The sequence below is a fragment of the Ensifer sp. Root558 genome, assembly GCF_001427045.1.
GTDB classification, from domain to species: Bacteria; Pseudomonadota; Alphaproteobacteria; order Rhizobiales; family Rhizobiaceae; genus Ensifer; species Ensifer adhaerens.
In genome coordinates, this window is record NZ_LMGC01000033.1 from 347,985 (window position 1) to 360,741 (window position 12,757).

The window sequence follows — 12,757 nt, forward strand, 5'->3', positions numbered from 1 at the left end:
GGATAGAGCATGAGCGACATTTCCAAGAACGGGCCGAAGATCGTCGTGGTCGGCGCAGGCGCCTTTGGCACCGCGCTCGCCGCGGTTGCCGCCTCGACCGAAGGCAGCGACGTGACGCTGCTTGCCCGTCGTCCGGAGATTGCCGAATCCTGCCGCGACACCGGCCGCAATGAGGACGCCCTGCCGGGCATCGACCTGCCGCCGGCGCTGAAACATACGGCCGATGTCTCGGTTCTTGCCGATGCCGAGGTCGTGCTCTTCGTGATGCCGTCGCAGGCGCATAGGGATGCGGCGAGACAGTATGGTCCTCATATCAATGCGGCTGCCACGATCGTCACCTGCGCCAAGGGTATGGAGCAGGCGACGGGACGGTTGCTGACCGACGTGCTGGCGGAGGAGCTGCCCGGCCATGCGGTCGGCGTGCTCTCCGGTCCGGGTTTCGCCGCCGATATCGCCAAGGGCCTACCGACGGCTATGGTGGTCGCCGCGGCCGATGGTCAGACGGCGACGATGCTGGCCGAGGTGCTCTCGGGTCCGACCTTCCGGCTCTATCCCTCGCAGGATCGCATCGGCGTGCAGCTCGGCGGCGCGCTGAAGAATGTGCTGGCGATCGCCTGTGGCATCGTCGAGGGCGCAGGCCTTGGCGACAGCGCCCGTGCCGCGCTGATCTCGCGTGGCCTTGCGGAGATGTCGCGCTTCATTGCTGCCGAGGGCGGCGAGGCCGATACTGTGCGCGGTCTCTCCGGCCTTGGCGATCTGGTGTTGACGGCGACCAGCCACCAGTCGCGCAACCTGCGTTTCGGCATCGCGCTCGGCAAGGATGGTCGCGCCAGCGGACGCAAGGGCGAACTGGTCGAAGGCGCGTTCGCCGCATCGGTTGCTGCCCGCGTTGCCCATGATCTCGGCGTCGAAATGCCGATCACCGAAGCGGTGGCGGCGATCATCGACGGCAAGCTCGATGTCCGCACCGCGCTCGAACAGTTGATGACCCGCCCGATCACTCAGGAATGAAGGGAGCGGCGATCTTCCGCCCGCATCCCGCACCAACGAAAACTCTAGGAGGAAGCATGCTCTTCGCACTTCATTGTACCGACAAGCCAGGCGCGCTGCAGCTTCGGCTCGATACCCGCCCTGATCACGTCGCCTATCTCAACGATCTTAACGCCAAGGGCATTTTGAAGATGGCCGGTCCGTTCCTCGGCGACGACGGCAAGCCGACCGGTAGCCTGGTGCTCGTCAAGGCAGAGACGATCGACGAGGCGCGTGCGATCGCCGAAGCCGATCCCTATGCCAAGGCCGGGCTCTTTTCCAATGTCGAGATCAAGGCCTTCAACTGGGTCTTCAACAATCCGGAGGCTTGAGACCAAGATGGCGCATTGGCTCTACAAATCCGAACCGTTCAAATGGTCCTGGCAGATGCAGAAGGATGCCGGCGCCAAGGGCACCGAATGGACCGGCGTGCGCAACTATCAGGCGCGCAACAACATGCGGGCGATGCAGATCGGCGACAAGGGCTTCTTCTACCACTCGAACGAAGGGCTTGAGATCGTCGGCATCGCCGAGGTCTGCGCGCTGTCGCATCCGGATTCGACTGCCGAGGGTGACGCCCGCTGGGACTGCGTCGATATCCGCGCGGTTGCCGACATGCCGCGGCCGGTGACGCTGAAGGAGATCAAGGACAATCCGAAGCTCGCCAAGATGTCGCTCGTCACCTCCATGCGCCTGTCGGTGCAGCCGGTGACCGAGGACGAATGGCTCGAGGTCTGCCGCATGGGCGGGCTCGACAATCCGCCGCGCTAGTCTTGTTTTCCGCCTGTCCGGGACGCTCGGGCAGGCGCGGAGAGTTTTGTGAAGACCGATCCGGAAAGCTTCATCCTCGAAAACACCGATGTGCTCACGCCGCCGCATGTGCCGGAGATCCGTCTGCATCTGGCGACCGAAGCGCATGAGCTCTGGCTGAAGACCGAGGAAGAGCTGCAGGAGATCGGCCTGCCGCCGCCGTTCTGGGCCTTCGCCTGGGCCGGCGGGCAGGGGCTCGCCCGCTACATCCTCGATCACCCCGAAGCTGTGCGCGGCCGCCGTGTCGTCGACTTTGCCTCCGGTTCGGGTCTGGTGGCGATCGCGGCGATGAAGGCGGGTGCAGTATCGGTGCTGGCCGCCGATATCGACCCCTGGGCGGAAACGGCCGTCCGGCTCAATGCCGCACTCAACGGGGTCACGCTTTCCTATACCGGCGAGGACATCACTGGCCGCGATCTTGAAGCCGAGGTCTATCTCGCCGGCGACGTCTTCTACGACAAGGCTTTTGCCGACCGGTTGAAACCGTGGTTTTCGGGACTTGCCGCGAACGGCGCCTCGGTGATCGTCGGCGATCCCGGACGTTCCTATTGCCCGCGCGAGATGATGACGGCGCTTGCCACCTACGAGGTTCCCGTCACCCGGGCGCTGGAGGACAGCGAGGTCAAGCGCACCACCGTCTGGCGCTTCGGCACCACCTCCTGCAATTGACGATGCCTGCACTTCCGACGATGCGCCCGATCATCGAAGCCGTTGGCCTGACGGGCTGATATCGCTGTAGCCGCGATTACCGGCGGATGACGCAGACGCCGTGTTCGTAGGCGCAGGAACCGTTCATGGTCTGTGGCGTGACGTTGATGATCTTGCCGCGTTTCGCCTCGGGCGGCGGCGCAGTATCTGCCTCATCCGCATAGCCGTAGTCGCCTTCCTGGCTGAAATAGATGCCATTGCCGACGTCGACATAGGCCGAAATGCCGCCGACATAGGTGCCGATACCAGGAATGATGTCCGGATATTCATCACCGCCGTAATAGCTCGGGCGATAGTCTCGGCCTTGGTTGCTCGATGTCCAGATCTCGCGCCCGGCCTGATCGCGCCCCCATCCACCGCCATTGCCCCACCGCTCGGGATAGGCCCGATATTGCGGCAGGCGGACATGGCGGGTGCGGGTCGAGACCTGCGGCGGCACGTCATAGATGCCTGGGCGACCGTCGTGCCTGCGGGCGTCGGATGTCCAGTAGTCGCGACCGGCTCCGTCGCGCACCCATCCGCCACGCTGCTCCCACCGTCCGGCATAAGCGCCGGGGTAGGGGCGGTAGCGCGGCAGGCGAACGTGCCGGGTGCGCGTGTTCACTTCCGGCGGGCCACCGTTGGACGCCCAGTCGCGGCGCGGTCCGCGATGGCGGTCCCAGTCGTTGCGATAACCCATGCGATCGAAATCGTGACGAGGATAGAAACGATCGGCATTCATCCTGACATGGCGTGTTCGCGTCTGCGCCTCCGGCAGTCCGCCCCGGTCTCGAGCTTCCATCGGAATGTAGCTGGTGGCGATGACCAGGCCGGCAAGCGCTAGCACTTTGGTCGCATGGATTGCCCTGAACAGAATCATTCTGCCCGCCCTCCGGGTGACGCTTAACAAATCGTTAAGGGCACTCTGGGCCACATCGTCGGGAAAGTCACGGAATTGCTTGGCTTTTTGTCGCTATCGTTAACGCCGGCCCATGTCTCCGGCTGGCAGGAAAATGGCGCAATTCGTCTAATCGATTAAATTGATTTTGCACCGCAAACACACTTGTCGTTAAGCTTTATGGTGATTAAAGGTCCGAATGACTGAATTGCGCACAATCAGGTGCGATACCGGACTAAAATCGTCCAGTTTTTTGGGCGGAAATCCGGGCATTCCGTGAGGTTCCGATGACGAATGTCACAAGAAGCCGGCCACTCTCGCCGCATCTTCAAATCTATAAACCTATCCCGACGATGGTCATGTCCATTGTGCACCGCATCACCGGTGGTGCGCTCTACTTCGGGACCATCCTCGTCGCCTGGTGGCTGATCGCCGCTGCGTCGGGTGCTGCCTATTACGACTGGGTCAGCTGGCTGTTCGGTACGCTGATCGGCAAGCTGGTGCTGTTCGGCTATACCTGGGCCCTGGTGCACCACATGCTCGGCGGCTTGCGCCACTTTGCCTGGGATCTCGGCTACGGCTACGAGAAGCACTTCGCCACCAAGATGGCCAAGGCAACGATCATCGGTTCGGTGGCGCTGACGCTGCTGATCTGGGTGGTCGGCTATCTCGTTCGCTGACTGAGGGAGAATACTCATGGATATGCGCACTCCTCTCGGCAAGGTTCGCGGTCTTGGCTCGGCCAAGGAAGGCACGGATCATTTCTGGCGCCAGCGCCTGACGGCCGTCGCCAACGTTCCGCTGTTGATCTTCTTCGTCATCTTTCTCGTTCGCTACGCAGGCGCGCCCTATGCGGATGTCGTCGCCGCGCTCGCGAACCCCTTCGTCGCCGTCGTCATGGCGCTCGTCGTGCTCTCGGGCCTCGTTCACATGCGGCTCGGCATGCAGGTGATCATCGAAGACTACGTGCATGGCGAAGGCATGAAGATCGTGCTTCTCATGCTCAATACATTTTTCACGATCGCGGTTGGCGGGCTCTGTCTCTTCGCCATCCTGAAGATCGCTTTTGCAGGGTAATTTCGCCATGGCATCGAACAGTTCACCCGCTGCAAACGGCAAGGCCTATCAATATGTCGATCACGCCTTCGACGTCGTCGTCGTCGGCGCCGGCGGTGCGGGCTTGCGCGCGACGCTCGGCATGGCCGAGCAGGGTCTGAAGACCGCCTGCATCACCAAGGTCTTCCCGACCCGCTCGCACACGGTTGCCGCCCAGGGCGGCATTGCCGCCTCGCTGCAGAACATGACGCCGGATAGCTGGCAGTGGCACCTCTACGACACCGTCAAGGGTTCCGACTGGCTCGGCGACGTCGACGCCATGCAGTATCTCGCCATGGAAGCGCCGAAGGCGGTCTATGAGCTCGAGCACTACGGCGTGCCGTTCTCGCGTAACGCGGAAGGCAAGATCTATCAGCGACCGTTCGGCGGCCACATGCAGAACTACGGCGAAGGCCCGCCGGTCCAGCGCACCTGTGCTGCTGCCGACCGTACCGGCCACGCGATCCTGCACACTCTCTATGGTCAGTCTCTGCGCAACAACGCCGAGTTCTTCATCGAGTATTTCGCGCTCGACCTGATCATGTCGGATGACGGCCGCTGCACCGGCGTCGTCGCCTGGAACCTCGACGACGGCACGATCCATCGCTTCTCCGCCAAGATGGTGGTGCTGGCGACCGGCGGTTACGGCCGCGCCTACTTCTCGGCGACCTCGGCGCACACCTGCACGGGCGACGGCGGCGGCATGATTGCACGCGCCGGCCTGCCGCTGCAGGACATGGAATTCGTCCAGTTCCATCCGACCGGCATCTACGGTGCGGGCTGCCTGATCACCGAAGGCGCACGCGGCGAAGGCGGCTACCTCGTCAACTCCGAAGGCGAGCGCTTCATGGAGCGCTATGCGCCGTCCGCCAAGGACCTTGCCTCGCGTGACGTCGTCTCGCGCTGTATGACGATGGAAATCCGCGAAGGCCGCGGCGTCGGCAAGAACAAGGACCACATCTTCCTGCACCTGGATCACCTCGATCCGGCCGTCCTGCACGAGCGCCTGCCGGGCATCTCGGAATCGGCGAAGATCTTTGCCGGTGTCGACGTGACCCGGGAGCCGATCCCGGTTCTGCCGACGGTGCACTACAACATGGGCGGCGTGCCGACCAACTACTGGGGCGAAGTCCTGAATGCCGACAGCCAGAACCCGGAGCGCATTGCGCCCGGTCTGATGGCCGTCGGCGAAGCCGGCTGCGCCTCGGTGCACGGCGCCAATCGCCTCGGCTCCAACTCGCTGATCGATCTCGTGGTCTTCGGCCGTGCCGCCGCCATCCGCGCCGGCCAGGTCATCGACCGCAACGAGCCGGTGCCGGAACTCAACAGGGCCGCCTGCGAACGGATCATGGACCGCTTCGACCGCCTGCGTAACGCCAATGGCTCCACGCCGACCGCCGTGCTGCGCGAAAAGATGCAGCACGCCATGCAGGAAGACGCGGCCGTGTTCCGCACCCAGGAATCGCTGGAATCGGGCTGCAAGCGCATTTCGGCGATCTGGAAGGAGATGCCCGACATCAAGGTCACCGACCGCTCGATGATCTGGAACTCGGACCTCGTCGAGACGCTGGAACTCGAAAACCTCATGGCCAACGCCATCACGACGATCTACGGCGCCGAAGCGCGCAAGGAGAGCCGTGGTTCGCACGCCCGCGAGGACTACACCGAGGGTCCGCTCGGCGGCCGCGACGACGTCAACTGGCGCAAGCACACGCTCGCCTGGGTCAACGAGGCCGGCGACGTCAAGCTCGACTACCGCCCCGTCCATACCGACCTGATCGCCGACGGCATCGATCCCAAGAAGATCGAGCCGAAGGCCCGCGTCTATTGATCTTGAGGAACAAGCCACATGGTTGAACTCGCTCTCCCCAAGAACTCGCAGATGACGGAAGGCAAGGTCTGGCCGAAGCCTGCCGGCGCGACCAACGTTCGCGAATACCGCATCTATCGCTGGAACCCGGATGACGGTGCCAATCCGCGCATCGATACCTTCTACATCGATGTCGACGATTGCGGCCCGATGGTGCTCGACGGTCTGCTCTACATCAAGAACAAGATCGACCCGACGCTGACGCTGCGCCGCTCCTGCCGCGAAGGCATCTGCGGGTCGTGCGCCATGAACATCGACGGCACCAACACGCTCGCCTGCACCAAGGGCATGGACGAGGTGAAGGGTGCGGTAAAGGTCTATCCGCTGCCGCACATGCCGGTCGTGAAGGACCTGGTTCCTGACCTCACCAACTTCTACGCCCAGCACCGCTCGATCGAGCCCTGGCTGAAGACGGTATCGCCGACGCCGGCCAAGGAATGGAAGCAGAGCCACGAGGACCGCCTCAAGCTCGACGGCCTCTACGAGTGCATCCTGTGCGCCTGCTGCTCGACCTCCTGTCCGAGCTATTGGTGGAACGGCGACCGTTACCTCGGTCCGGCGGTTCTGCTGCAGGCCTACCGCTGGCTGATCGATAGCCGCGACGAAGCGACCGGCGAGCGCCTCGACAACCTCGAGGATCCCTTCCGCCTCTATCGTTGCCACACCATCATGAACTGCGCCCAGGCCTGTCCGAAGGGCCTGAACCCGGCCAAGGCGATCGGCGAGATCAAGAAGATGCTGGTCGAGCGCCGTGTGTAATCGGCCGGACCGGACATGAAGTTTTGGAAACGGCGGGCCCTGGCTCGCCGTTTTCTGTTTTGCGCCTCTCCAGGGCGGCGGACAATTCGTGATTGTGCCGATGCGGGAGAGGCGGGCCGACGGCAGGAGGCGATGATACGCAGCGAGGACGTGGCGCGCGATCCGGCCCTGCGGACGTTTCAATCCTGCAACAGGTCGCCAGGAATCGTCGTCCCTTGATTTGTCAGGTGGATTTGCTGTATTTCGGCCTATATTATCGCGTTGCATCATGGTTCGCGGACACGAACAGGAGTAGGGATATGCGGGTAATTCATGCGGCGGCGGGGCTGGCGGTTGTGCTTGCGCTGGCCGGATGCCAACGGACGTCGATGGGCGGTTTCAGCTCCCAGGACGCCTCGCCCGCTCCCATCCAGGCCGCACCGGTCCCTTCGGTTTCGTCGAACCAGCTTCCGGCACCAACCGGAAACACGTCGCAATTCCCGGCTGCACCGGCGAGCGGCACGGCGGTTGCCGGCGGCGCTGTCCAGCAGCCCGGCACGCAGGTCGCCGCGGCTGCAGGTGGCGGGCTCGACGTCACCAAGGAAGCGATGGTTGGCAACTGGCGCGTCTCCAGCGCCGGCAGCTCCTGCGACATGTTCCTGACGCTCACCAATCTTGGTTCTGGTTCGCGCGGCGGCACCCGCGGTTGCGCCGGCGAGCTGACGACCATGGGCTCCTGGGAAGTGGCCGGCAAGCAGGTGGTCCTCAAGGACCGCAGCGGCAATGCCATCGCCCGCCTCTACAAGACGGCCGACGCGCGTTTCGACGGCTCGACCAATGGCGGCCAGCCAGTCAGCCTCAGCCGCTGACGCTTCTCCAGCCCGGTCTCGTGCCGGGCTTTTATTTTCCGTCCCATCTCGGGTGAGACGTGCTCAATCCTGACGACAGCATTTACCGCAAGCTCGAAGCGCTCGTCGCGAACGGCGAGCGCAAGCGTGACCCGGCGCAGTTTACGATCGCGCGGCGGTTCGATCATCTCTCGGCCGAGCTGCTCGCCAGCCGCCCGTCGCGCAAGACCAATGCGCTCGGCTGGCTGTTTGCCTCGCGCAAGAAGGACCATCCGCCGGTCAAGGGTCTCTACATCCACGGCGGCGTGGGGCGCGGCAAGACCATGCTGATGGACATGTTCTTCGAGGCGGTGCCGATCCAGCGCAAGCGCCGGGCGCATTTCCACGAGTTCATGGCCGATGTGCACGAGCGCATCTACAAGCACCGGCAGAAGCTGAAGAACGGCGAGACCAAGCAGGCCGATCCGATCCCGCCCGTCGCCTCCGAGCTCTTCGGTGAAGCGCGGCTGCTCTGCTTCGACGAATTCTCCGTGACCGACATCGCCGATGCGATGATCCTCGGCCGCCTGTTCGGCGAACTCTTCGCCAAGGGCTGCGTGCTGGTTGCCACCTCGAACGTGGCGCCCGACGATCTCTATCGCGATGGCCTCAACCGCAGCCTGTTTTTGCCGTTCATCGAACTCCTTAAGGCAAATGCCGAGGTTATCTCGCTGGACACGGACACCGACTACCGGCTGACGAAGACCGACGGCAGCCCGGTGTGGCTCTCGCCGCTCGGGCCTGAGGCGGATGCGGCGATGGCGCGCGCCTGGGCCCATGAGACCCGCAATGCGCCGGCCGCTCCGGCGGACGTGCCGCGTAAGGGGCGCAAGATCCCCGTACCGGCCGCGTCCGGAAAGAGTGCCCGCTTCAATTTCGCCGACCTCTGCCAGCAACCGCTTGGGGCTGCCGATTATCTCGCCATCCTCGAGCGCTATTCGACGATCTTCGTCGACCACGTACCGCATCTCGGTCCGCATATGCGCAACGAGACCAAGCGCTTCATCCTGCTGGTCGATACGCTCTACGACAACGGCGCCCGGCTCTTTGCCTCGGCGGCGGCAGAGCCGCAGGATCTTTTGACCCAGAAAAAGGGCACGGAAGGCTTCGAGTTCGACCGCACGGTTTCACGTCTGATCGAGATGCAAAGCGAGGAATATGCCGCTGCGCATCCCGCAAATGTTGCTGTTTCGTGACGCAGATGTGGCGCAAACTCTTACGTTTACGTAAGAATTTTATGATCTAACCGATTGAAATTGTTCCACCAAAAAGTATCGATTGATATTTTACCGATTGCCGTTTAATGGCTTCCGGCGAAGGTTTGGCGTTTGCCGCGTTTCAGGCCTTGATCATATTGGGATCACAAAGGAAGCACTTTCATGGCTCGCAACAAGATCGCACTTATCGGTTCAGGGATGATTGGTGGCACGCTGGCGCATCTCGCCGGCCTGAAGGAACTGGGCGACATCGTCCTCTTCGACATCGCCGACGGCATTCCGCAGGGCAAGGGTCTCGACATCGGCCAGTCCTCCCCGGTCGAAGGCTTCGACGTGAACCTGACGGGTGCGAGCGACTATTCCGCCATCGAAGGCGCTGATGTCTGCATCGTCACCGCCGGCGTCGCTCGCAAGCCGGGCATGAGCCGCGACGACCTGCTCGGCATCAACCTCAAGGTCATGGAACAGGTCGGCGCCGGCATCAAGAAGTATGCCCCGAACGCCTTCGTCATCTGCATCACCAACCCGCTCGACGCCATGGTGTGGGCGCTGCAGAAGTTCTCGGGCCTGCCGAAGAACAAGGTCGTCGGCATGGCCGGCGTTCTCGATAGTTCGCGCTTCCGCCTGTTCCTCTCGCAGGAATTCAACGTCTCGGTCCAGGACGTCACCGCCTTCGTTCTCGGCGGCCACGGCGACACCATGGTGCCGCTCGCCCGTTACTCGACCGTTGCCGGCATCCCGCTGACCGACCTCGTGCAGATGGGCTGGGTCACCAAGGAACGCCTCGAAGAAATCATCCAGCGCACCCGTGACGGCGGCGCCGAAATCGTCGGCCTGCTCAAGACCGGTTCGGCCTACTACGCACCGGCCGCCTCGGCGATCGAAATGGCTGAAGCTTACCTCAAGGACAAGAAGCGCGTTCTGCCCTGCGCGGCACACCTGACCGGCCAGTACGGCGTCAAGGACATGTATGTCGGCGTTCCGACCGTTATCGGCGCCGGCGGCGTCGAGCGCATCATCGAGATCGATCTCAACAAGGCCGAGAAGGAAGCGTTCGACAAGTCCGTTGCTTCGGTCGCCGGTCTTTGCGAAGCCTGCATCGGCATTGCGCCGAGCCTCAAGCAGTAATCGCCTCCCGTCGGGCGGACGCTGATCCGCTCGACCTCATTGTTTTTGCCGCATTGGTGCGGGTAGGTGCCCCACCTGCCCGCACAATGCTCAGACAGGAAAAACACCATGAACATTCATGAATATCAGGCCAAGGCTCTCCTGAAGAGCTATGGCGCACCGGTCGCGGAAGGTGTCGCGATCTTCTCGGCTGACGAAGCTGAAGCTGCTGCCAAGTCGCTCCCGGGCCCGCTCTACGTGGTCAAGAGCCAGATCCATGCGGGCGGCCGCGGCAAGGGCAAGTTCAAGGAACTGTCCGCCGACGCCAAGGGCGGCGTTCGTCTTGCCTTCTCGATCGACGAAGCCAAGGCCCATGCCAAGGAAATGCTCGGCAACACGCTCGTTACTGCCCAGACCGGCCCGGCCGGCAAGCAGGTGAACCGCCTCTACATCGAGGACGGCGCCGACATCGACCGCGAACTGTATCTATCGCTGCTCGTCGACCGCTCGGTCGGCCAGGTTGCCTTCGTCGTTTCGACGGAAGGCGGCATGGACATCGAGGCTGTTGCGCACGACACGCCGGAAAAGATCGTCAACGTAGCGATCAACCCGGAAGCCGGCGTCACCGCCGCTGATCTTGCCAAGCTCACCGCGGCCCTGAAGCTTGAAGGCGAAGCCAAGGCTGACGCTGAAAAGCTCTTCCCGATCCTCTACAAGGCCTTTGTCGAGAAGGACATGAGCCTGCTCGAGATCAACCCGCTGATCGTCATGAAGAACGGCCGCATGCGCGTTCTCGACGCCAAGGTCTCGTTCGACGGCAACGCGCTCTTCCGCCACGACGACATCAAGGCTCTGCGCGACGAGACCGAAGAAGACGCCAAGGAAATCGAGGCCTCGAAGTGGGATCTCGCCTATGTCGCGCTCGACGGCAACATCGGCTGCATGGTCAACGGCGCCGGCCTTGCCATGGCGACGATGGACATCATCAAGCTCTACGGCAAGGAGCCGGCGAACTTCTGTGACGTCGGCGGCGGCGCCGGCAAGGAGAAGGTTGCGGCAGCCTTCAAGATCATTACGGCCGACCCGAAGGTCGAGGGCATCCTCGTCAACATCTTCGGCGGCATCATGAAGTGCGACGTCATCGCTGAAGGCGTCGTTGCCGCCGTGCAGGAAGTCGGCCTCAAGGTTCCGCTGGTCGTTCGTCTCGAAGGCACGAATGTCGAGCTTGGCAAGAAGATCCTGAACGAATCCGGCCTGGCGATCACCGCCGCCGACGATCTGGACGATGCTGCCAAGAAGATCGTCGCCGCGATCAACGGCTAACTGAAGGACCAGACCACATGTCGATTCTCGTCAACAAGAACACCAAGGTCCTCGTTCAGGGCCTGACCGGCAAGACCGGCACCTTCCATACCGAACAGGCGCTTGCCTATTACGGCACGCAGATGGTCGGCGGCATTCACCCGAAGAAGGGCGGCGAAACCTGGACCGGCTCCAAGGGCGAAAGTCTGCCGATCTTCGCCTCGGTTGCCGAAGGCCGTGAAAAGACCGGCGCGGACGCATCCGTGATCTACGTTCCGCCGGCAGGTGCCGCGGACGCGATCATCGAGGCGATCGATGCGGAAATCCCGTTCATCACCTGCATCACCGAAGGCATCCCGGTTGCCGACATGGTACGCGTCAAGGCTCGCCTCGACCGCTCCAAGTCGCGTCTGCTCGGCCCGAACTGCCCCGGTATCCTGACGCCGGAAGAATGCAAGATCGGCATCATGCCGGGCTCGATCTTCCGCAAGGGTTCGGTCGGCATCGTCTCGCGCTCCGGCACGCTGACCTATGAAGCCGTGTTCCAGACCTCCAACGAAGGCCTCGGCCAGACGACGGCCGTCGGCATCGGCGGCGACCCGGTGAAGGGCACCGAGTTCATCGACGTGCTCGAGATGTTCCTGGCGGACGAAGCCACGACCTCGATCATCATGATCGGTGAAATCGGCGGCTCGGCCGAAGAGGATGCTGCACAGTTCCTCATCGACGAAGCCAAGAAGGGCCGCAAGAAGCCGATGGCCGGTTTCATCGCGGGCCGTACCGCTCCGAAGGGCCGTACCATGGGTCACGCCGGCGCTGTCGTTTCCGGCGGCAAGGGCGATGCGGAATCCAAGATCGCTGCGATGGAGCAGGCAGGCATCCGCGTATCGCCTTCGCCGGCTCGTCTCGGCAAGACGCTGGTCGAAGTCCTCAAGGGCTGATCTCAAACCATTTGTCCGGGCCGGTCGATCCGGCCCGGACAACGTGCCTGCCGCCTGTTTCCTTGGCTGATTGAAGATCAGGACATGCGGCAATGACTGCCACGGTGACCCAGCGCGTCCTGACGATGCGCGGCGCCGTAGGAAAAAGGCCCGGCGCCCGGACGCGCCGAACGAAC

The 12,757-nt window shown here is 63.1% G+C and carries 14 protein-coding genes; 13 read left to right on the forward strand and 1 reads right to left on the reverse strand.

Going from position 1 to position 12,757, the window contains the following annotated elements; translation table 11 throughout:
- The first annotated feature begins 9 nt into the window (after window positions 1-9).
- From ASD63_RS25625 to ASD63_RS25640, 4 genes are read left to right on the forward strand one after another with little or no spacing between them, the layout of a single operon-like run.
- On the forward strand, window positions 10-1,011 hold the full coding sequence (locus tag ASD63_RS25625; RefSeq protein WP_034802589.1) for an NAD(P)H-dependent glycerol-3-phosphate dehydrogenase: 1,002 nt from the start codon (window positions 10-12) through the stop codon (window positions 1,009-1,011).
- A gap of 56 nt (window positions 1,012-1,067) precedes the next feature.
- On the forward strand, window positions 1,068-1,361 hold the full coding sequence (locus ASD63_RS25630; protein ID WP_034802587.1) for a YciI-like protein: 294 nt from the start codon (window positions 1,068-1,070) through the stop codon (window positions 1,359-1,361).
- Window positions 1,362-1,368: 7 nt separating this feature from the next.
- Complete coding sequence (locus tag ASD63_RS25635; RefSeq protein ID WP_034802584.1) at window positions 1,369-1,800, forward strand: EVE domain-containing protein; 432 nt, start codon at window positions 1,369-1,371, stop codon at window positions 1,798-1,800.
- Between the two features lie 48 nt (window positions 1,801-1,848).
- A complete protein-coding gene (locus ASD63_RS25640; RefSeq protein WP_034802582.1) occupies window positions 1,849-2,508 on the forward strand; it encodes a methyltransferase in 660 nt (219 codons plus the stop codon).
- Window positions 2,509-2,584: 76 nt separating this feature from the next.
- On the opposite strand, the gene ASD63_RS25645 is transcribed toward ASD63_RS25640, so the two are convergent.
- Window positions 2,585-3,406 (reverse strand): hypothetical protein, encoded by an 822-nt coding sequence (locus tag ASD63_RS25645; protein ID WP_051659629.1) that lies wholly within the window; start codon window positions 3,404-3,406, stop codon window positions 2,585-2,587.
- Between the two features lie 305 nt (window positions 3,407-3,711).
- Between ASD63_RS25645 and sdhC the strand changes: the two genes are divergently transcribed.
- From sdhC to sucD, 9 genes are all read left to right on the forward strand, one after another.
- Window positions 3,712-4,104 carry a succinate dehydrogenase, cytochrome b556 subunit gene (gene sdhC / locus ASD63_RS25650; protein ID WP_034802580.1) on the forward strand — a complete coding sequence of 131 codons (393 nt, stop codon included), beginning with the start codon at window positions 3,712-3,714 and terminating at the stop codon, window positions 4,102-4,104.
- Between the two features lie 16 nt (window positions 4,105-4,120).
- The gene (gene sdhD, locus ASD63_RS25655; protein ID WP_034802578.1) at window positions 4,121-4,501 is read left to right on the forward strand and encodes a succinate dehydrogenase, hydrophobic membrane anchor protein; all 381 of its coding nucleotides are present in this window, start codon (window positions 4,121-4,123) and stop codon (window positions 4,499-4,501) included.
- 7 nt (window positions 4,502-4,508) lie between these two features.
- Complete coding sequence (gene sdhA, locus ASD63_RS25660) at window positions 4,509-6,350, forward strand: succinate dehydrogenase flavoprotein subunit (RefSeq protein ID WP_034802575.1); 1,842 nt, start codon at window positions 4,509-4,511, stop codon at window positions 6,348-6,350.
- Between the two features lie 18 nt (window positions 6,351-6,368).
- The gene (locus tag ASD63_RS25665) at window positions 6,369-7,148 is read left to right on the forward strand and encodes a succinate dehydrogenase iron-sulfur subunit (RefSeq protein ID WP_034802573.1); all 780 of its coding nucleotides are present in this window, start codon (window positions 6,369-6,371) and stop codon (window positions 7,146-7,148) included.
- A 299-nt stretch (window positions 7,149-7,447) separates the two neighbouring features.
- Window positions 7,448-7,996, forward strand: a complete 549-nt coding sequence (locus ASD63_RS25670) for a protease inhibitor Inh/omp19 family protein (RefSeq protein ID WP_034802570.1) — start codon at window positions 7,448-7,450, stop codon at window positions 7,994-7,996.
- A gap of 59 nt (window positions 7,997-8,055) precedes the next feature.
- Window positions 8,056-9,210, forward strand: a complete 1,155-nt coding sequence (gene zapE / locus ASD63_RS25675) for a cell division protein ZapE (protein ID WP_034802567.1) — start codon at window positions 8,056-8,058, stop codon at window positions 9,208-9,210.
- A gap of 183 nt (window positions 9,211-9,393) precedes the next feature.
- Window positions 9,394-10,359, forward strand: a complete 966-nt coding sequence (gene mdh, locus ASD63_RS25680; protein ID WP_034802565.1) for a malate dehydrogenase — start codon at window positions 9,394-9,396, stop codon at window positions 10,357-10,359.
- Window positions 10,360-10,467: 108 nt separating this feature from the next.
- Entirely contained in the window at window positions 10,468-11,661 is a 1,194-nt protein-coding gene (gene sucC / locus ASD63_RS25685) for an ADP-forming succinate--CoA ligase subunit beta (RefSeq protein WP_034802562.1), read from the forward strand.
- A 17-nt stretch (window positions 11,662-11,678) separates the two neighbouring features.
- Complete coding sequence (gene sucD / locus ASD63_RS25690; RefSeq protein WP_034802559.1) at window positions 11,679-12,581, forward strand: succinate--CoA ligase subunit alpha; 903 nt, start codon at window positions 11,679-11,681, stop codon at window positions 12,579-12,581.
- The last annotated feature ends 176 nt before the right edge of the window (window positions 12,582-12,757 follow it).